The 20093-nt window shown below is 65.5% G+C and carries 19 protein-coding genes; 12 read left to right on the top strand and 7 right to left on the bottom strand.

The features are described 5' to 3' along the window. The gene (locus ABIB99_RS30505) at positions 1–1509 is read left to right on the top strand and encodes a glycosyltransferase family 39 protein (RefSeq protein WP_354179109.1); all 1509 of its coding nucleotides are present in this window, start codon (positions 1–3) and stop codon (positions 1507–1509) included. 119 nt (positions 1510–1628) lie between these two features. Here the strand turns inward: ABIB99_RS30505 and ABIB99_RS30500 are convergent, their stop codons facing one another. After that, positions 1629–2435, bottom strand: coding sequence for a uracil-DNA glycosylase (locus tag ABIB99_RS30500; RefSeq protein ID WP_354179107.1), 807 nt, complete (start codon positions 2433–2435; stop codon positions 1629–1631). A 139-nt stretch (positions 2436–2574) separates the two neighbouring features. Between ABIB99_RS30500 and ABIB99_RS30495 the strand changes: the two genes are divergently transcribed. The 3 genes from ABIB99_RS30495 to ABIB99_RS30485 all read left to right on the top strand — a co-directional run bounded on the left by ABIB99_RS30495 (position 2575) and on the right by ABIB99_RS30485 (position 7337). Then, complete coding sequence (locus tag ABIB99_RS30495) at positions 2575–4236, top strand: electron transfer flavoprotein-ubiquinone oxidoreductase (protein WP_354179105.1); 1662 nt, start codon at positions 2575–2577, stop codon at positions 4234–4236. A 315-nt stretch (positions 4237–4551) separates the two neighbouring features. Further along, positions 4552–6345 (top strand): tetratricopeptide repeat protein, encoded by a 1794-nt coding sequence (locus ABIB99_RS30490; protein WP_354179103.1) that lies wholly within the window; start codon positions 4552–4554, stop codon positions 6343–6345. Between the two features lie 107 nt (positions 6346–6452). Then, positions 6453–7337 (top strand): 4-(cytidine 5'-diphospho)-2-C-methyl-D-erythritol kinase, encoded by an 885-nt coding sequence (locus tag ABIB99_RS30485; RefSeq protein ID WP_354179101.1) that lies wholly within the window; start codon positions 6453–6455, stop codon positions 7335–7337. Between the two features lie 125 nt (positions 7338–7462). Here the strand turns inward: ABIB99_RS30485 and ABIB99_RS30480 are convergent, their stop codons facing one another. After that, a complete protein-coding gene (locus ABIB99_RS30480; protein WP_354179099.1) occupies positions 7463–8335 on the bottom strand; it encodes an alpha/beta fold hydrolase in 873 nt (290 codons plus the stop codon). A 483-nt stretch (positions 8336–8818) separates the two neighbouring features. Here ABIB99_RS30480 and ABIB99_RS30475 point away from each other — a divergent pair, with 483 nt between their 5' ends. Beyond that, positions 8819–9082 (top strand): hypothetical protein, encoded by a 264-nt coding sequence (locus ABIB99_RS30475; protein WP_354179097.1) that lies wholly within the window; start codon positions 8819–8821, stop codon positions 9080–9082. A gap of 64 nt (positions 9083–9146) precedes the next feature. On the opposite strand, the gene ABIB99_RS30470 is transcribed toward ABIB99_RS30475, so the two are convergent. The 4 genes from ABIB99_RS30470 to ABIB99_RS30455 form a co-directional block, all read right to left on the bottom strand. Continuing rightward, positions 9147–9779 (bottom strand): LysE family translocator, encoded by a 633-nt coding sequence (locus ABIB99_RS30470; RefSeq protein ID WP_354179095.1) that lies wholly within the window; start codon positions 9777–9779, stop codon positions 9147–9149. A gap of 44 nt (positions 9780–9823) precedes the next feature. After that, positions 9824–11086 (bottom strand): beta-ketoacyl-ACP synthase II, encoded by a 1263-nt coding sequence (gene fabF / locus ABIB99_RS30465; RefSeq protein ID WP_354179093.1) that lies wholly within the window; start codon positions 11084–11086, stop codon positions 9824–9826. Position 11087: 1 nt separating this feature from the next. Continuing rightward, positions 11088–11603, bottom strand: a complete 516-nt coding sequence (locus tag ABIB99_RS30460) for a winged helix-turn-helix transcriptional regulator (RefSeq protein ID WP_354179090.1) — start codon at positions 11601–11603, stop codon at positions 11088–11090. Positions 11604–12153: 550 nt separating this feature from the next. Beyond that, a complete protein-coding gene (locus tag ABIB99_RS30455; RefSeq protein WP_354179088.1) occupies positions 12154–13161 on the bottom strand; it encodes a polyprenyl synthetase family protein in 1008 nt (335 codons plus the stop codon). Positions 13162–13294: 133 nt separating this feature from the next. Here ABIB99_RS30455 and ABIB99_RS30450 point away from each other — a divergent pair, with 133 nt between their 5' ends. The 6 genes from ABIB99_RS30450 (at position 13295) to glyS (ending at position 18971) form a co-directional block, all read left to right on the top strand. Next, on the top strand, positions 13295–13522 hold the full coding sequence (locus ABIB99_RS30450) for a putative signal transducing protein (protein WP_014497336.1): 228 nt from the start codon (positions 13295–13297) through the stop codon (positions 13520–13522). After that, positions 13515–14345: a tRNA1(Val) (adenine(37)-N6)-methyltransferase gene (locus ABIB99_RS30445; protein WP_354179086.1), complete on the top strand. Its 831-nt coding sequence runs from the start codon at positions 13515–13517 to the stop codon at positions 14343–14345. The genes ABIB99_RS30450 and ABIB99_RS30445 overlap by 8 nt, the downstream gene beginning before the upstream one ends. Before the next feature lie 151 nt (positions 14346–14496). Continuing rightward, positions 14497–15405, top strand: coding sequence for a S49 family peptidase (locus tag ABIB99_RS30440; RefSeq protein WP_063985105.1), 909 nt, complete (start codon positions 14497–14499; stop codon positions 15403–15405). A gap of 104 nt (positions 15406–15509) precedes the next feature. Next, entirely contained in the window at positions 15510–15701 is a 192-nt protein-coding gene (locus tag ABIB99_RS30435) for a hypothetical protein (protein WP_071916131.1), read from the top strand. A gap of 223 nt (positions 15702–15924) precedes the next feature. After that, complete coding sequence (locus ABIB99_RS30430; RefSeq protein WP_028153882.1) at positions 15925–16872, top strand: glycine--tRNA ligase subunit alpha; 948 nt, start codon at positions 15925–15927, stop codon at positions 16870–16872. After that, on the top strand, positions 16872–18971 hold the full coding sequence (glyS, locus tag ABIB99_RS30425) for a glycine--tRNA ligase subunit beta (protein WP_354179083.1): 2100 nt from the start codon (positions 16872–16874) through the stop codon (positions 18969–18971). The genes ABIB99_RS30430 and glyS overlap by 1 nt, the downstream gene beginning before the upstream one ends. 314 nt (positions 18972–19285) lie before the next feature. On the opposite strand, the gene ABIB99_RS30420 is transcribed toward glyS, so the two are convergent. Next, entirely contained in the window at positions 19286–19639 is a 354-nt protein-coding gene (locus ABIB99_RS30420; RefSeq protein ID WP_038944551.1) for a DUF1236 domain-containing protein, read from the bottom strand. A 223-nt stretch (positions 19640–19862) separates the two neighbouring features. Between ABIB99_RS30420 and ABIB99_RS30415 the strand changes: the two genes are divergently transcribed. Continuing rightward, a complete protein-coding gene (locus tag ABIB99_RS30415) occupies positions 19863–20018 on the top strand; it encodes a DUF3096 domain-containing protein (protein WP_014497329.1) in 156 nt (51 codons plus the stop codon). Positions 20019–20093: the final 75 nt, after the last annotated feature.

Here is a 20093-nt window from a genome sequence, read left to right as displayed (position 1 = left end):
ATGCGGTTTACCTCCCTGGTCATCGAGCTCATTCGCGCCCGGCCGCGGCTGATCGTGTGGATCGCCGTGCTGCTCCAGGCCGCGATGTGGCTGTTCGTGGCGCTGGTGTTTTACCGCAGCCCGCCCGGCACCCTCGCGACCCTGCTGGCGTTCGGGCGCGAGTACCAGGTCGGCACCGATCTGGGCCCGCCCTTGCCGATCTGGCTCGCCGACATCGCCTACCGCGCCGCGGGCGGCCACATGTTCGGCGTCTATGTCCTCGCCCAGCTCTGCGAGGTCGCGACCTTCATCGCGCTCTATCATCTCTCCCGCGCCGTGGTCGGCTCGCAGCAGGCGGTGCTCGCCGTGCTGCTGACCATGACGGTGCTGGCCTTCTCCTCGCCGGCGCTCGACTTCGGCCCGCTGGTGCTGGCGCGGCCGCTCTGGGCGCTTCTTCTCTTGCATTCCTGGCAGATCATCGGCCAGCGCCGCGGCAATGCCTGGTTCGCCTGGTCGATCGAAGCGGGCCTCTTGCTGCTGACCACGCCCGCGGCGATCTTCCTTCTGCTGCTGATCGTCGTCTTCGCGATCTCGACCGCCGGCGGACGCCGCACGCTGCGCGCGCTCGATCCGCTGTTCGCGCTGATCGTTGTCGCCGTGCTGGCGCTGCCCTATGCGGTCTGGCTGATGCGCGCCGAGACGCTTGTCATGCCGACCCTGCCTGAGGTCGCTGAGCTGAACGCCCGCGCGCTGCACGCGGCCTGGCTGCTCGGCGGGCTCGTGCTCGGCGCGGCGGCGATCCCGGCGCTGACCTTTCTCAATAGCGGCCTGTTCGTCGCCAAGGGCGAGGAAGCGCCGATCATCTACCGGCCGCCGGTCGAGCCGCTCGCGCACAACTTCGTCTATTTCTTCGCGCTGGCGCCTGCGCTTGGCGCGGTCCTGATCTCTGGGCTGCTCGGGCTCGATGCCGTCGTCGGCGGCGCCGGCGTCGTGCTGGTCATGTCGGGACTTGCCGTGGTCGTGACGGCCGGCGACCTCATCGCGATGCGCCGCGCGCGGGTGCTGCGGACCGTGTGGGCTGCCGCCGTCCTGGCGCCCGCAGCCGGCGTCGTGCTCGCCGTGCTGTTCCTGCCCTTGACCGGCGCCAACGAGATTGCGACCTCGATGCCGGCGCGCGCGATTTCGGATTTCTTCGACGAGAGCTTTGCCCGCCGCACCAATCATCGCCTGCGCGCGGTCGCCGGCGAGACCCAGCTCGCGAGCCTGATTACGCTGCATTCCGGCCGGCCGCATCTCTTCATCGATGCCCAGCCCGCGCGTACGCCGTGGATCAATCAGGCCAAGTTCAGCGAGACCGGCGGCGTCGTGGTCTGGCGCGCCTCCGACACCGCCGGCACCCCGCCGCCGGAAATCCTCGCGCGCTTTCCCGGCATCGTTCCGGAAGTGCCGCGCGCCTTCGAATGGCTGGTCACGGGGCGGCAGCAACTGCTGCGCATCGGCTGGGCCATCGTGCGGCCGAAGGGGACGTAGCGACAAACGCAAAAATCGTAGGGTGGGCAAAGGCGCAAAGCGCCGTGCCCACCGTTAGGTCTTTCCGTCGTCGAGATATAAGGCTGGTGGGCACGCTTCGCCCACCCTACGAGAGCTCGCTATCCCGCCAGCACCTTCGCGATCGCGCGCAGATCCTGCCAGGCCAGCCGCTTGTACGACGGTGAGCGCAAGAGATAGGCCGGGTGGAACGTCGCCAGCGCGCGAATGGTGCGCTGGCCCGTCTCGTACTCGAACCAGCGGCCGCGGGTGCGCATGATGCCTTCGCGCGTCGACAGCAGCGTCTGCGTCGAGGGATTGCCGAGCGTCACCAGCACGTCGGGATTCACCAGCTCGATCTGGCGCTGGATGAAAGGCAGGCAGATCTGCGTTTCCTGCGGCGTCGGCGTGCGGTTGCCGGGCGGCCGCCAGGGAATCACGTTGGCGATGTAGGCAGTGGTGCGGTTGAGCCCGATCGCGCCGATCATGAGGTCGAGCAGCTTGCCGCTGCGCCCGACGAAGGGCAGCCCCTCGATGTCCTCGTCGCGGCCCGGCGCCTCGCCGACGAACATGATGCGCGCCTGCGGATTGCCGTCGGCGAACACCAGCTGCGTCGCGGTATGCTTCAGCGCGCAGCCTTCAAAATTCTGCATCAGCTCGCGCAGTGCCTCAAGCGTCGGCGCGGTACGCGCGGCCTCGCGCGCGGAGGCGATCGCAATGTCCGGCGCAGGTGCGGCCTCGCCGCGCATCACCGCGGGCGCGGCAACAGGCCGTGGTGCCTCGACCGGAGGTGCGGCGCGTGGGGCCGGCGGCGGAGCATCCAATTCCGCCAGGCGGTCGACAGGTTCCTCCGCGAGCGCGCAGTCGACCCCGGCCTCCAGATAGAAGGCGAGAAGCTCTCGGACGGTGGGTGCGGGTTCGGGGATCATTTGGAAAGTCAGACTTTTACTATATCAGTTTGGGGTGCCTTGCATCCCAGTGGAACGCATTTCCGTGGTTGTCCTACCCGGAAAAATCGGAAACAAGGGGACGCAAATGACGAGGAACCGTCTCAAGGGCTGAGATCAGATGAGCACCGAAGAACTTCCCCCGCGCGAATCCATGGAATTCGACGTCGTCATCGTCGGCGCCGGCCCGTCTGGCCTGGCGGCTGCGATCCGGCTGAAGCAGCTCAATGCCGATCTCAACGTCGTCGTGGTGGAGAAGGGCTCCGAGGTCGGTGCGCACATTCTCTCCGGCGCCGTGATCGATCCGGCCGGGCTCGACAAGCTGATCCCGGACTGGCGCGAGGATTCCGACTGTCCGCTGAAGACGCAGGTGAAGGACGACCGCTTCTACTGGATGACTGGTGGCGGCGCGATCAAGCTGCCGAACTTCATCATGCCGCCGTTGATGGATAATCATCACTGCTATATCGGCTCGCTCGGCAATGTCTGCCGCTGGCTGGCGCGCAAGGCCGAGGCGCTCGGCGTCGAGATCTATCCGGGCTTTGCCGCCGCTGAGGTGCTCTATGACGAGCAGGGCGCGGTGAAGGGCATCGCCACCGGCGACATGGGCATCGGCCGCGATGGCAAGCCGAAGGACTCCTTTACCCGTGGCATGGAACTGCTCGGCAAGTACACTCTGTTCGCCGAGGGCGCGCGCGGCAGCCTGACCAAGCAGCTGATCGCGAAGTTTGCACTGGATTCCAAGAGCGAGCCGGCGAAGTTCGGAATTGGCCTCAAGGAAGTCTGGCAGATCGATCCCGCCAAGCACCAGAAGGGCATGATCCAGCATTCGTTCGGCTGGCCGCTCGACCTCAAGACCGGCGGCGGCTCGTTCCTCTACCATTATGACGACAATCTCGTCGCCGTCGGCTTCGTCGTGCATCTCAACTACGACGATCCGTATCTGTCGCCGTTCGACGAGTTCCAGCGCTTCAAGACCCATCCGTCGATCCGCGGCACCTTCGAGGGCGCCAAGCGGCTCGCTTATGGCGCGCGCGCCATCACCGAAGGCGGCTATCAGTCGGTGCCGAAGCTGAGCTTCCCCGGCGGCGCGCTGGTCGGCTGTGCGGCCGGCTTCGTCAACGTGCCCCGCATCAAGGGCGTGCACAATGCGATGGGCACCGGCATGCTCGCCGCAGAGCATGTCGCGGCCGCGCTCGCTGCCGATCGCGCCAATGACGAGATCGTCGACTACGAGAACGCCTGGCGGTCCTCGGCGGTCGGCAAGGACCTGTTCCTGGTCCGCAACGTCAAGCCGCTATGGTCGAAGTTCGGCACCGTGCTCGGCGTCGCGCTCGGCGGCTTCGACATGTGGTGCAACACGCTGTTCGGCGGCTCGCTGTTCGGCACGCAGTCGCATGCGAAGCCCGATCGCGCCACCCTCGATCCGGCGAAGAGCCACGCGCCGAAGAACTACCCGAAGCCGGACGGCAAGATCTCGTTCGACAAGCTCTCGTCGGTGTTCCTGTCCAACACCAATCATGAGGAGGACCAGCCGGTCCATCTCAAGGTCACCGACATGAACCTGCAGAAGACCTCGGAGCACGACGTCTTCGCCGGTCCCTCGAATCGCTATTGCCCGGCCGGGGTCTATGAGTGGGTCGAGGAAGGCTCGAGCCCGCGCTTCCAGATCAATGCCCAGAACTGCGTCCACTGCAAAACCTGCGACGTGAAGGACCCCAACGGCAACATCACCTGGGTTCCCCCGGAGGGCGGCGGCGGTCCGAACTACGAGGCGATGTAAGCCGGGATCATTGGACCAAAGCGATCAAGCCGGGGCCAATGTGACGTGCCCCCGGCATTGTGACGCACGTTCGCGTGAGAACCGGGCCGGGGTAGCGGTCCGCGGCCACGATAAGGCCATACTGGCAGCGTCTTGGGGCGTAGTCGGCCGATTTGGGGCGTGCGGAGGGGATCGCATGCCCGAATCCTTGCGGTGAAGCGCCAAAAGCGGCATTGTCGGCCCGACGGTTCCGGGTCCCCATGCCACCGGCCGCGTTCGCATGCGATACGGCCTACTGCTGCAAACCCAGGCACTACAACTCAAGGCGAGCCCCTGATGTTCTCAAATCGTTTCAACCGCTGGACTGTTGCCGCCATCGCCCTCATGGGCACCGCGATTGCGACGGTCCCCGGCGCGGTCCTGGCGCAGACGCCGGACCATCCGTCCGACACTGCGGCGCAATTCCCGACCCGGAACGATCTGAAGTCGCTGACGACCTCCGGCAGCTATCTCGCCGCCCGCCACGCCAGCGTCGAGCGCGATGCGGCCTCGGCCGCCGCCTTCTACCGCTCGGCGCTCCGCACCGATCCCAAGAACAACGAGCTGCTCGATCGCGCCTTCATCTCGTCGGTTGCCGACGGTGACATCGACGAGGCGGTCAAGCTCGCCGAGCGCGTCCTGACCATCGACAAGACCAACCGCGTCGCGCGTCTCGTCGTCGGGGTGCACGATCTCAAGATGAAGAAATATGCGACCGCGCAAACCAACATCAACCAGTCGATCCGCGGTCCGATCACCGATCTCGTCGCCACGCTGCTGTCGGGCTGGGCCGCCTATGGCGCGGGCGATGCCAAGGGCGGCGTCGCCACCATCGACAAGCTCGCCGGTCCGGAATGGTATCCGCTGTTCAAGGACCTCCATGCCGGCATGATCCTCGAGCTCTCCGGCAAGGAGAAGGACGCCGGCATCCGTTTCGAGCGCGCCTACAAGCTTGACGATTCCATGCTGCGCGTCACCGAGGCCTATGCGCGCTGGCTGTCGCGCAACAAGGATTCCGCGGCCGCGACCACCGTCTACCTGGCTTTCGACAAGAAGCTCGCCCGCCATCCGCTGATCGTGGAAGGCCTGCGCGACACCAAGGCCGGCAAGAAGATGCCGCCGCTGGCCGACTCCGCGCAAGCTGGTGCCGCCGAAGCGCTCTACGGCATCGGCGCCACGCTGACCCGCCGCGGCGGCGAGGATCTGGCGCTGGTTTATCTCCAGCTCTCGCTCTATCTCCAGCCGACCCATCCGCTGGCGCTGCTCTCGCTCGCCGATCTCTATGAATCGGTGAAGCGGCCGCAGATGGCGATCAAGGTTTATGAGCGGGTGCCCGCGACCTCGCCGTTGAAACGCAATGCGCAGATCCAGCTGGCCATCGATCTGGATTCCGCCGACCGCACCGACGAGGCGATCAAGATCCTCAAGGGCGTCACATCGGACGATTCCAAGGATCTCGAAGCCATCATGGCGCTCGGCAATATCGAGCGCGGCCGCAAGAAGTTCGGCGATTGCGGTGCGACCTATTCGCGGGGCATCGACGTGCTGCCGGCCGGCAACGACAAGGCCAACAGCGTCTGGTATTATTATCGCGGCATTTGCGAGGAGCGCTCCAAGGAGTGGAGCAAGGCCGAAGCCGACATGAAGAAGGCGCTCGAGCTCCAGCCCGACCAGCCACATGTCCTCAACTATCTCGGCTATTCCTGGATCGACCAGGGCGTGAATCTCGACGAAGGCATGAAGATGATCAAGCGCGCCGTCGAGCAGCGTCCCGACGACGGCTACATCGTCGACTCCCTCGGCTGGGCCTATTACCGCATCGGCAATTACGAAGAGGCGGTGAAGAACCTCGAGCGCGCGATCGACCTCAAGCCCGAGGATCCCACCATCAACGATCACCTCGGCGATGCCTATTGGCGCGTCGGCCGTACGCTGGAAGCAAAATTCCAGTGGGCCCATGCCCGCGATCTCAAGCCCGAGCCGGAGGAGCTTCCGAAGATCGAGGCCAAGATCGCCAACGGTATGACCGACGATTCGAACTCTTCGGCCGCGCAGGCGGACAAGAAGAAGGACGACGGCAAGGGCGGCTAATCCGCATGATCCGGAAAAGTGTGTAGCGGTTTTGCCGCGCGACAAACGCGGAGCGTTTGCGCGGAGATCATGCGAGAGAGAGAAGTGCGTTTGGGGGCTGATCGCCAATGTCGGCGTTGATCGAAGAAGGGCGCGCGAAGGTCAATCTGAGCCTTCGCGTCGTCGGCCGCCGTGCCGACGGCTATCATGATCTCGAAAGCGTGGTCGCGTTTGCCGACTGCGCGGACCAGCTGACGCTGGAGCCGGGCGGCGAACTGAAGCTCGTCACCACCGGGCCGCTGGCCGCGGCCTGCGGCGACACCGCGGACAATCTCGTGGTCAAGGCGGCCAGGCTTCTGGCCGAGGCCGTGCCGAACCTGAAGCTGGGCGCCTTCGCGCTCGACAAGGTGCTTCCCGTCGCGGCCGGCATCGGCGGCGGCTCGGCCGATGCCGCGGCGGCGCTGCGGCTGCTCGCCCGTCTCAACAATCTGTCGCTCGATGATCCGCGCTTGCAGAAAGTCGCGCTCGCGACCGGCGCCGACGTGCCGGTGTGCCTGGTCTCGCGCGCCTGCGACATGACCGGCGTCGGCGAGCAGCTGCTGCCGCTCGCGCTGCCGAGCATGCCCTGCGTGATGGTCAACCCGCGCGTGCCGGTCGCCACCAAGGACGTGTTCCAGGCGCTGGGCCTGCGCAACGGCGAATTGCTGGTGGGCGCCACCTCCGTCCTCGACGCCCCGGCCTGGCCGGACGAGGGCGCCTCCATTGCCGATTGGGTCGACGTTCTCGAAACCGTGGCCAACGATCTCGAAGCCCCTGCGTTGCGGATCGAGCCCGTGATCGGCGAGGTGCTGGAAGCCTTGCGTGACTCCGCCGGCGTCAAGCTTGCCCGCATGTCCGGCTCCGGCGCGACGTGCTTTGCGATCTACGCCGCAGCGAACGAGGCGCATGCCGCCGCGGAAAAGATCCGGCGCGACCACCCCGGCTGGTGGGTGCATGCGGGGACGTTGAGCTAGGTTTTTCCCCGACGACGGTGCCGTAGGGTGGGCAAAGCGAAGCGTGCCCACCAAACTTATTCTCGCAATCTGGCTGCGTGGTGGGCACGGCGCTTTGCGCCTTTGCCCACCCTACGGCAGTGGAGCTAGCCGCCGTCTTCGGCCAGCCCGAGAAACCGCCGGATCTCACCCAACACCTCTTGCGGCTTGTCATGCTGCAGCCAGTGCCCCGCGCCGGCGATGGTCTCGACACGCGCCTGCGGGAAATAGCGCTCCAGGCCTGCGGCCCTGGCGCCCGCGAGAAAGCTTTCTCCGGCATTCAGCAGCAGCGTCGGACTGGTGATGCGCGACCACAGCGCGACGTGATCGTCCGGCCAGAGCCGGTGCGGCGCAGAGGCGCGCTGGTAGGGATCGAACTTCCAGCTATAGGTGCCGTCCTCATTCCGCCGCGAGCCGTGCGTTGCAAGATGCAGCGCGAGGTCGCGGGCGAGGCGCTTGTTGTGAAGCACCATCTGCGCGGCCGCGTCTTCGAGGGTCGAATAGCGGCGCGGCGTGCGGTCGTGCAGCCTGTCGAGCTGGCTGACCCATTTGCTGATGCGCTCATGCGTCGGCGCTTTGGGGGTGTCCGGCAACATGGTGACGCCGTCGAGGACGACGAGCTTTGTGACCAGCTCGGGGAACGACCCTGAAAAGATCAGGCTCACCATGCCGCCCATGGAATGACCGATGAGAGTCACTTGAGGCGCTGCGATGCTGCGAATGAGCTGCGCGAGGTCGTAGACATACTCGGTCAGCGCGTAGCTGCCGCCCTTGGTCCAGTCGGAATCGCCATGACCGCGCAGATCGGGCGCGAGCACGTGAAAATGCGGCTGAAGCGAGCGGGCAATGGCGTCCCAGCTCCGGCAATGATCGCGGCCGCCATGGACCAGGATGGCGACGGGCGCGCCGTCATTGCCCCAATCGGCATAGTGCAGCCGCAGGCCGTGGGACTCGTAAGTGCGACTTTGCGGGGCAAGCATCGGGCGCCGATCCTTCGAAATGCCGGACGAGATAACAGCACGACTGGAGTAGCCTGCTGCCGGCCATTCCACAAGCAAGCCGCAGGTCACGGGCGCTTCGGCGGCGAGCTCGTGACGACTAGGCGGCGCATGGCGCGTCGGCGCTGCCGGGTCTTGCGCATCTTCGCGTCGTGACAGCGACGCGCGGTGCGCGACAACGACCTTGTCAGGAGGCGATAACGCGACCAGGACATCATCCTCATCGAACTCTCCATCGCAACAACCATGGGTGAGCCGCGAGCGATGGGTCGTTCGAATTCCACGCGTTACATCTTGGTCATTACCGGTCGGAAAGTGTTTCGGGTCGATGGCGACAATGTTGCGCGCACGCCGTCATCGCGAGCGGATCGCCTCATCGAAATCGTTCATCGGTATTAAACCTGCGTAAGGCGCCGAACGCAGGACGCACTCGTCGCCTCCAACGGATGTTAGGAGGTGAACATCATGAAACTTGTATCTGCGTTTGTCGGCCTTGCCGCACTTGGCGGGGTCACGCTGTCGATCGGGGCTGCGTCAGCAGCACCGATCGAGGTGCCGACCGGCTATGTCTGCAATGAATGGGGCCATTGCTGGCAACGCCACTACCATGGAGGCTACTACCATCCGCATTACTGGGGTGGTTACGGCTGGCACCATCATTGGGGTGACGGCTGGCGCTGGCATCATTGGGCTCGCTGGCACCGCTGGCATCATTGGCACCACTGGTGAAATCTGAGAAAGGGGCTTCGGCCCCTTTCTCTTTTCGGTGGATGCCCGTCGGGAATGACGCGAGCTAGCCCTGCACCGGCCGCCGTGCCAGCGCGAGCGAGAGGCCAAGGCCGGCGATGAAGACGCCCGAGCCCTGGGTGAGACGCCGCATCAGATGCGGCCTGCCAATCAGCTGCGTGCGCGTTGCAGTTGCCATCAGCACCACGACGACATCGGCGAGCGTGTTCAGGATCACCGAGATCGCACCGAGCACGATGAATTGCAGCGTGGGGCTCGATCCCGCGGGATCGAGGAACTGCGGAATGAAGGCGAGGAAGAATGCAGCAGTCTTCGGGTTCAGCGCCTCGACCAGCACGCCGTCGCGGAATGCGCGCCTGTCGCCGACGGGCTCGCTCTCCAGCGAGAGCGCGCGGCCGGCGCTGCGGAAGGTCTTGATGCCGAGCCAGACCAGATAGAGCGCGCCGACGAATTTTACGACGGCAAACAGCTCCGCACTGGCAAGGATGATCGCGGAGATGCCGAGGCTGCCCGCGACGACATGAACCAGCCCGCCCAGCGCCGTGCCCGCGGTTGACGCAAAGCCGCTGGCGCGCCCTTCGGACAAGGTCCGTGCCGCGACATAGAAAATGCCGGGGCCGGGAACGGCGGCAATGAGACACGCTGCGGCCAGGAACAGCCAGAAATTCGTTTCGATCATCCCGTTTTGGTAACGAAGCGTGCTGCGATTGCAAGGCCTCTCGTTCAGCCCATCCGGCGGAAGATCACGCTGGCATTCACCCCGCCGAAGCCAAATCCGTTGGAGATGGCGTTGAGCATCGGCATCGGCCGCGCGCTGCCTGCGACGATGTCGATGCCGTCAGCGCCGGGATCTGCGTTTTCGAAATTGCGCGTCGGCGGCGCGACCTGGTCGCGCAAGGCGAGGACGGTGAAGATCGCCTCGAGGCCGCCGGCGGCGCCAAGCAGATGGCCGGTGGCCGATTTCGTCGCGCTCACCGCGATGCCGCGGTTGCGGCCGAACAGCGCGGCGATCGCGCCGAGCTCGCTTTCGTCGCCGGCCGGCGTCGACGTCGCATGCGCGTTCAGATGCTGCAAATCCGCGGGCGCGAGCTTCGCCTGGCGGAGCGCGATCTCCATCGCACGGCGGGCGCCGTCGCCATCGGGCGGGCCCGACGTCATGTGATAGGCGTCCGCCGTCGTGCCGTAGCCCACGATTTCCGCAATCGGGGAGGCGCCGCGCGCCAGCGCGTGCTCCAGCTCCTCGATCACCAGGATGCCCGCGCCTTCGCCCATGACAAAGCCGTCGCGGTCGCGATCGAACGGGCGCGAGGCGCGCGCGGGCGCGTCGTTGAATCCGCTCGACAGCGCGCGGGCCGCGGCAAAGCCGCCAATGCTGACGATATCGATGCAGGCCTCCGCGCCGCCGCAGATCGCGACATCGGCTTCGCCTGCGCGGATCATGCGTGCGGCATCGCCGATCGCCTGGACGCCGGCGGCACAGGCCGTGACCGGTGTGCCCAGCGCGCCCTTGTAGCCGTATTTGATCGAGACGTGGCCGGCGGCGAGATTGGCGAGAAATGAGGGAATGGTGAAGGGCGAGAGCCGGCGCGCGCCGCGCTGCTCGGTGATGCGCACCGCCTCCGCCATTGCCGGGAAGCCGCCGACGCCGGACGCGATGATCGTCGCGGTTCTCTCCAATGCCGCTGCGTCCTGCGGTGTCCATTTGGCCTGCGCGACCGCCTCTGCGGTCGCGAGCAGGGCGAACAGGATGAAGCGGTCCATCTTGCGCTGGTCTTTTGGCGCGGCGGCTTGCGCGGGGTCGAAGCCGCCTTCGGCATCGACGGCCTTGTCGGGGACGAGACCGGCAATGCGGGCGGGCAGTGCCTGCGACCATTCCGGCAGAGGGCGCAGCCCGCTCTGGCCGGCCAGCAGCCGGCGCCAGGACAGTTCAACACCGCAGCCGAGCGGCGACACCGCTCCCATTCCCGTCACGACGATACGACGCATGTCAGTCTCCAGCTGGCGCAACGGCCGGGTTCATGGCTTTGAGCGAGCCGAGCCGCTTGCGCATCCCGCGGCTGGCGCGGGGACCCGGGACGACGACCGCATTGGCGAGGGTGATCGGACGCATGTCGGCGGCATCGACCACGATCGGATCGAACGGGCGAGCGTCGCTCCGATTCGCCAGCACGATGGATTCGCCCTTGGGCGCGAGATGCCTGTTGCCCCAGGCCAGCAGTGCCACGACCACAGGGAAGAAATCCCGCGCCTTCTCCGTCAGCACATATTCGTACCGCGGCGGCCGTTCATGATAGCGGCGGCGGACGAACATGCCGCTCTCGGTGAGATGGGTAAGGCGCCGCGAGAGGATGTTCGGCGCGATGCCGAGGCTTTGCGAGAATTCGTCGAACTTCGTCGCGCCCTGGAACGCATCCCGTAAGATCAGGATGCTCCACCATTCGCCGACCGTCTCGACGGCGCGCCCGACCGGGCATTCCAGGATGGAGGGGGATTTTGGCTGCATGGCGGGAACGTAGGTGAGTGGCTTGCAAAATGCAAGTTACTGGTCGAGCAGCAGGTGTGGAGGAGTGTTTGGTGAGAACGCCGTGGTCGAGTTAGCGGCGGGATGTGCGGCAGGGACCTGCGCAAATGCTCTCGTGCCCCGGACGCAGCGCCTCTTGGCGGTGCGCTGCAGAGCCGGGGCCCAATTTGCTGATCGCTGCGTGTCGCGTGGGTCCCGGCTCTCCGCAGCAGCGTTTTCACGCTGCAGCGCGTCCGGGACAAGAGAGGGAATGCGCCGCTGCGTGGCTCTCCGTCATTGCGAGCGCAGCGAAGCAATTCAGAGTCTTGCCGTGGTGACGGACTGGATTGCTTCGCTGCGCTCGCAATGACGATGTTGATGCAGCGTGCGCATATCCGTCACCGTCACCCTGAGGCGCCGGAGCGTGGCGGAGGCCTCGAAGGGCGGCGGCCCGGCTGCATCCGGGCCGTTCATCCTTCGAGGCTCGCTACGCGAGCGCCTCAGGATGACGGGGCCAATAGTGGTGCGGAAGCGGAGCGCTAAGCCGTTTCGCTCAGTGCGACCGGGCCAGACAGAACGCGACCACCTGCTCCAGCGCGCTCTTCATCGGCGAGGACGGGAACAGCGCCAGCGCGTCGACGGCCATGGCGCCGTAGTGCTGGGCGCGGCTGAGCGTATCTTCCAGCGCGCGATGCTTGTTCATCAGGCCGAGGGCGTGGTCGAGGTCGGTGTCGCCGATCTCGCCGCGCTCCAGCGCCCGGATCCAGAAGGCGCGCTCGGTGTCGTTGCCGCGGCGGAAGGCGAGCACGACCGGCAGCGTGATCTTGCCCTCGCGGAAATCGTCGCCGGTGTTCTTGCCGAGCTTGGCGCTCTTGCCGCCATAGTCGAGCACGTCGTCGACGAGCTGGAAGGCGATGCCGAGATTCATGCCGACCGAGCGGCAGGCGGTCTGCTCCGCCTTCGGGCGGTTGGCGATGACCGGGCCGACCTCGCAGGCGGCGGCGAACAGCTCGGCGGTCTTGCCGCGGATCACGGCGAGATATTCGTCCTCGGTGGTCGCGGTGTTCTTGGCGGCGGCAAGTTGCATTACCTCGCCTTCGGCGATGGTGGCGGCGGCCGCGGAGAGGATGTCGAGCGCGCGGAGCGAGCCGACCTCGACCATCATGCGGAACGCCTGGCCGAGCAGGAAGTCGCCGACCAGCACGCTGGCCTCATTGCCCCAGAGCATGCGCGCCGACAGCTTGCCGCGGCGCATCTCGCTCTCGTCGACCACGTCGTCGTGAAGGAGCGTCGCGGTATGCATGAATTCGACGGAGGCAGCGAGCTTGATGTGGCCGTCGCCGGTGTAGCCGGCGAGGTTGGCCATGGCGAGCGTCAGCATCGGGCGCAGGCGCTTGCCGCCGGAGGAGATGAGGTGGTTGGCGACCTCCGGGATCATGGTGACCTCGGAGCCGGTCCGCGACAGGATCGTGGCGTTGACGCGCTCCATGTCACCGGCGACAAGGGCAACCAGCTCTTCGATCGACGCGCCGGGAGTTTCGAAAGGTACGATGACGGCCACGCCGGTCTCCAATATTTGCCCCGGAGGGGCTATTCTGATGCAAATACAATAGAAACTGGCAGCGGATGCGGCAAGTGCCGCGGAACCATTGACATTTGCCGCTTTAGCCCCTTTCAGGCAGGAGACCTGCGTTTTGCGTGAACTGGTTCGGACCAACGACATGGTGCTGGTGTCGGCGATCGGCGCGCTGCTCGACGGCGCCAACATCCATCATCTGGTGCTGGACCAGAACATGAGCATTATCGAGGGCTCGCTGGGTATCCTGCCGCGGCGGATCCTGGTCCATGAGGATGACGCCCAGGAGGCTAGGGAGCTCCTCACCGAGGCCGGCCTCAGCCATGAACTGCGCGGCGATGATTGACGTCGTCACAGACTTCACCGAGGACGCCTTTCTCGGCGGGCAATTGCGCTTGAGGCAGAAGCGGTCCGGCCACCGCGCCGGGCATGACGCCATCCTGCTCGCGGCGGCGACGGAAGCGCAGGCGGGCGACCGTGTCGTCGATCTGGGCGCCGGCATCGGCACCGCCGGGCTGGCGCTTGGCCGGCGCGTCGCGGGAATCAGCCTCAGCCTGCTCGAGATCGATCCGGAACTGGCGGAACTCGCGCGCGCCAATGCGGCGGCGAATGCGATCGCCGCGGAGACGATCGTGCTCGACGTTACGGCCGACGCCCAGGCGTTTGCGGCAAATGGCCTCGTGCCCGACAGCGTCGACGTGGTGCTGATGAACCCGCCCTTCAACGATCCCGCGCGCCATCGCGGTTCGCCCGATCTGGCGCGCCGCACCGCGCATGTTGCGAGGGAGGAGACGCTGAATGCATGGGTGCATGCGGTGCGGCGCATCCTCCGATCGGACGGCGCGCTGACCCTGATCTGGCGCGCAGATGGGATCACGGAGGTTTTGACTGCGCTGTCACGCGGCTTCGGCAGCCTGTCGATCCTGCCGGTTCACGGCGAGGCGGGACGGCCCGCGATCCGCGTGCTGGTGCGCGCAGTCAAAGGTGGCCGGGCCCCGACGCGGCTGCTGCCGGGCCTAATGCTCAACGACGAGTCAGGCGTGCCTAAAAATCAGGTGACGGAAATTCTGGAAGGGAGGGCGCTCTTGCCGCTGACGGAGCCGCGACGGCTTACTGCGGAAGCGATTCCGACTGCTGTTCTTGCGGGGTCGTCAGACGGATCGCCATGAACAGCGCACCGACCAGCAGCAACAGCAGATAGATTTTCATGGTGTTCTCCGCTGCCTCATTGCAGCTTCCCAACGGGGAATCTGCAAAACACGTTCCGGGCACTTCCAATGACAGTCGCGTGATAAGAAATGGTTAAGCAGAGGTAACGGCATGGCCGAACAATTGAACGATCGTGAGGGTTCCGGCCTGGCCGACAAGCTCATGCAATATCTGCCGGCGCGTTTCCGTCCCGGTACGGCGGTGGTGCCGGTGGTGCGGCTGTCGGGTGTGATCGGTGCGGTGACGCCGCTGCGCCCGGGCATGACGCTTGCGGGCGTCGCGCGGGTGCTGGAGCGGGCGTTTTCGTACCGGAACGCCAAGGCGGTGGCGCTGGTGATCAATTCGCCCGGCGGCTCGCCGGTGCAGTCGCGCCAGATCTATCTGCGCATCAAGCAGCTCGCGGCGGAGAAGAAGCTGCCCGTGCTGGTGTTCGTCGAGGACGTCGCGGCGTCCGGCGGCTACATGATCGCCTGCGCCGGCGACGAGATCATCTGCGATCCGTCCTCCATCCTCGGCTCGATCGGCGTGGTCGGCGGCAGTTTTGGTTTCCAGGAGGCAATCAGGCGGCTCGGCATCGAGCGGCGGCTCTACACGGCCGGCGCGCACAAGGCGATGCTCGACCCGTTCCTCCCGGAAAACCCCGACGACGTCGCGAGGCTGAAGGCGCTCCAGCGCGAGATCCACCAGATCTTCATCGCGCTGGTGAAGGAGAGCCGCGGCGCGCGGCTTAAGGGCGCCGACGACACCCTGTTCACCGGGGAATACTGGGCCGGCGAGAGTTCGATCGCGCTGGGGCTTGCCGACGGCATCGGCGATCTCCGCTCAACTCTTCGTGCCCGCTATGGCGAGAAGGTTCTCACCCCTGTGATTGCGCAGCCGACCGGTCTGCTCTCGGGCCTTTTGGGGCGGAAATCGCCCGGTGCGGGCCAGCTTTCGGCCATGGAATCAATGGCCGGCCTGCCGGACGAGCTGATCTCGGCGGTCGAGACGCGGGCGATTTGGGCGAAATTCGGGTTCTAGGCGACACCCTCCCGCGCCATTTGGTCCGGGCCGAGCCAATTGCGGCGCGGCCCGGTCTGCGCAAGAATGTGCGTGGGGGCTGAGCACTAGACAAGGATCGACCGATGCCGCCGTTTGTCGCTTTCGCGGGCGTCCTGGGCGGGCTTGCCGTGGTCCGCTGGGCCTACAAGACCGCTGTCCGGATCAACCATGAGCTGGAGGAGATGCGCCTGTCGCGCGTCGCTGAAGCCGCCCATGCCGGGGATATTCAGAAGCTGAAACGTGACCCCGTGACCGGAGCGTATCGGCCCGGCTAGGCCGCGCTGCCGTAGGGTGGGCAAAGGCGCTCTCGCGCCGTGCCCACCATCCCCTTTGCAATTGTGGTGACGATGGTGGGCACGCTTCCGTTTGCCCACCCTACCGCACCGTCTCCGGACCAAGGTGATCGGCCCGAATCCGCCCCCTTTGCCTTGATTCCCATCCCCGCCGTCGATACGGTCCCGCGCGATTCAAAACCCCCCGCGAGAGCCTGATCTGACGATGGACGCCTCATTGCCCGCCCATATGCGCCCGGAACGCTCGTTCCAAGGCTTTATCCTCGCGCTCCAGCGGTTCTGGGCCGAGCAGGGCTGCGTGATCCTGCAGCCCTACGACATGGAGATGGGCGCAGGCACCTTCCATCCGGCAACCACGCTGCGCGCGCTCGGGCCAAAGCCGTGGAACGCCGCCTATGTGCAGCCCTCGCGCCGGCCCAAGGATGGCCGCTACGGCGAGAATCCGAACCGGATGCAGCACTACTACCAGTTCCAGGTGATCATGAAGCCGTCGCCGCCGAACCTTCAGGAGCTGTATCTGAAGTCGCTCGCCGCGATCGGCATCGATTCTGCCGTGCATGACATCCGCTTCGTCGAGGACGACTGGGAGAGCCCGACGCTGGGTGCCTGGGGCCTGGGGTGGGAATGCTGGTGCGACGGCATGGAAGTCAGCCAGTTCACCTATTTCCAGCAGGTCGCGGGTTTTGAGTGCGCGCCTGTTGCCGGCGAGCTCACCTACGGGCTCGAGCGCCTCGCGATGTATGTGCAGGGCGTCGACCGCGTCTACGACCTCAACTTCAACGGCCGCGAGGGCGACGCCAAGGTGACCTATGGCGACGTGTTCCTGCAGGCCGAGCGTGAATATTCGAAGCACAATTTCGAAGTCGCTGACACCGCGATGCTGTTCGAGCAGTTCAAGATGGCGGAAGCCGCGTGCCGGAAGTACCTCGACGCCGGCTGGCAAAAAAACTCAGAGTCCGGCAAGCGCGAGGCGCACCTGATGGCGCTGCCGGCCTATGACCAGTGCATCAAGGCGAGCCACGTCTTCAACCTGCTCGATGCGCGCGGCGTGATCTCCGTGACCGAGCGGCAGAGCTACATTCTTCGCGTGCGCGAGCTGGCCAAGGCCTGCGGCGAGGCCTGGATCCATACTGAAGCGGGCGGAGCGGCCTGATGCCCGATCTTTTGCTTGAACTGTTCTCGGAAGAAATCCCCGCGCGCATGCAGGCCAAGGCGGCCGACGATCTGCGCCGCATGGTCACCGACAAGCTCGTCGCCGAGGGCCTCGTCTACGAGGGCGCCAAGGCGTTCGCGACGCCGCGCCGCCTTGCGCTGACCGTGCATGGCATTCCCGCGCGCCAGCCCGACCTGAAGACCGAACGCCGCGGTCCGAAAATGGGCGCGCCCGATGCGGCCGTGCAGGGTTTTCTGAAAGCGACGGGTTTGAATTCGCTCGACGAAGCCAAGATCCAGCGCGACCCGAAGGGCGACTTCTACATCGCGCTGATCGAGAAACCCGGTCGCGACGCGATCGACGTGCTCGCCGAAATCCTGCCCGTCATCATCCGCACCTTCCCCTGGCCGAGATCGATGCGCTGGGGTGCGCGCTCCGGAAAACCGGGATCGCTGAGCTGGGTGCGTCCGCTGCACGCGATCACCGCGACCTTCGGGCCTGAAACTGAAGAGCCCGATGTCGTCAAATTCTCGGTCGACGGCATCGAGACCGGCCAGACCACCTACGGCCATCGCTTCATGGCGCCGGCGGCGATCAACGTGCGCCGTTTCGAGGATTATGAGGCGAAGCTGAAGGCCGCCAAAGTCATCCTCGATCCGCAGGCGCGCAAGGACATCATCTTCGCCGATGCCAAGGAGCTGACGTTCGCGCAAGGATTTGAACTGGTCGAGGATCAGGTGCTGCTGGACGAGGTTTCGGGCCTCGTCGAATGGCCTGTCGTCATGATGGGATCGTTCGAGCCGGAATATCTCGCGATCCCGGAAGAGGTGATCCGCGCCACCATCCGCAACAACCAGAAGTGCTTTGTCGTCAGGGATTCCAAGACGGGCAAGCTGACCAACAAGTTCGTCCTCACGGCGAATATCGAGGCGGCCGACGGCGGCAAGACTATCGTATCAGGCAACGAGCGCGTGATCCGCCCGCGCCTGTCGGATGCGAAGTTTTTCTATGAGACGGATCTCAAGACGAAGCTTGAAGACCGGCTGCCGAAGTTCGAGCAGATCGTGTTCCACGAGAAGCTCGGGACTCAGGCTGCGCGCATCAAACGCATCGAGCGCCTCGCCGCCGAGATCGCGCCGCTGGTCGGCGCTGATGTCGCCAAGGCGACGCGTGCCGCGCATCTCGCCAAGGCCGATTTGCTGACCGAAGTCGTCGGTGAATTCCCGGAAGTGCAGGGCTTGATGGGCAAGTACTATGCACTGGCCCAGGGCGAGGATGCTTCCGTCGCGGCAGCGTGCGAGGAGCACTACAAGCCGCAGGGGCCTACCGATCGCGTGCCGACCGATCCGGTCAGCGTCGCGGTCGCGCTTGCCGACAAGGTCGACACGCTCGTCGGCTTCTGGGCGATCGACGAGAAGCCGACCGGCAGCAAGGACCCGTATGCGCTGCGGCGTGCGGCGCTCGGTGTGATCAGGCTGATCGCTGAGAACAACCTGCGTCTGTCGCTCATGAAGGTGGCGGCATCTGCACTCGCGGGCCTGTCGGTGAAGTCGGCCGATGCGGAGAAGCTTCCAAGCGATCTCCTCGCCTTCTTCGCCGACCGCCTGAAGGTCCAGTTGCGCGAGCAGGGCGCGCGTCACGATCTCGTCGACGCCGTGTTTGCGCTCGGCGGCCAGGACGATCTCCTGATGATCGTCCGCCGCGTCGAGGCGCTCGGAAAGTTCCTCGAGAGCGATGACGGCAAGAACCTGCTCGCCGGCATCAAACGCGCCAGCAACATCCTCGGCATCGAGGAGAAGAAGGACAAGCGCGCGTTCGACGGTGCACCCGATGCTGCGCTCTATGGCCTCGCTGAGGAGAAGGCGCTGGCGAAGGCGATCGGCGAGGTGCAGGCGGAAGCAAGCGCCGCCGTCGCCAGGGAAGACTTTGCCGCCGCGATGAGCGCGATGGCAAAGCTGCGTCCGCCGGTCGATGCGTTCTTCGAGAAGGTTCGCGTCAACGACGACGATCCGAAGGTGCGTGAGAACAGACTGAAGCTGCTCAACGAGATCCGCAGCGCCACGCGTGCGGTCGCGGATTTCTCGAAGATCCAGGATTGAGTTGGTCTCGTGCCCCGGACGCAGCGCAGCGCTTCTTCAGCGGTGCGCTGCAGAGCCGGGCCCCATGTTAGCTTCGTGCTCGTAGCTTCTGGGTCCCGGGTCGCGCTACGCTTGCCCGGGACACGAGAGCGTGCACAGACGACGCCCAAAAAAGCCCCGCCCGGCGGGGGGAGAACCGGGCGGGGCCTGATGTCCGTACTACGCGATGCGCGCCAGCCTGATTGAAGTGACGCGCCGGACATCGAGTTGATCGGAAGCGTTTTCAAGCGAAGTGGATACCGGTTCGCGTGAAGAAAACGCGTTCAGACGAGAATCTAATCCATCACCTCGACGACGCGCCGCGAGCGCGGCTCGACCAGCACGGTTGCGCCGTTTACGACGGTGTAGCGGTAGGTGGTGGCGCCGAAACGTTGCGGCACGTCATAATAAGTGACGCCGCTTTCAGGTAAGGTGGCGCCGACCACCACGCGATCCGGGACACGGAAGGCCGGCACACGTTGCTCGACGACATATTCGCGGAATGCCGGCCTCTGTTCGACCGCAATCGTCGGGCCGCTGTCGACGACGACAGGCGCGCGGCCAACGGTGAGACCGGATTGCGCAGACGCTGCGATCGGCGAGCCGAGCGCGGCGCCAAGCGCAGCGAGGGCGAGAATCCTGTTCCGCATGGGCAACTCCTTCGAACTGATTTCAGCCGGCGCTACTGGCGCGACCGGTTGCCAATGCATGTCCCCTTCGCAATGTTCCGGGAAAAGCCCTGCCGCATCAGCGGCAATTTCGGGCAGTTTTCGCGAAGCCGGGAACCTGTTCGCGCCTTGTGCGTCTCTACCCGCGGAACCCGGTCCGGTATGATCCAGCCGCGATTCGCCTCACGTCACGGAAAGACAATTCATGCACATCACCGTCGCCCACATCTCGCCGCTTCTGTCGCTGCTTGCGGGCGTGCTCATCCTGATCATGCCGCGCCTTCTCAACCTGATCGTCGCGATCTTTCTCATCATAAATGGTGCGATCGGGCTCGGATTGTTGAAGTGGCTCCATCTCTAGGCCTTCATTTTCCGGAACTCTTCGACTTGCGCGGGCCTGCCCAAAGTGGTGTAAGGCGCGCGATTTCCCTTTCCT

Source organism: Bradyrhizobium sp. LA6.1, from assembly GCF_040547805.1.
GTDB lineage: Bacteria > Pseudomonadota > Alphaproteobacteria > Rhizobiales > Xanthobacteraceae > Bradyrhizobium > Bradyrhizobium barranii.
Note: the sequence above shows the minus strand (reverse complement) of the source record. Positions and strands in the feature narration are given on the sequence as shown.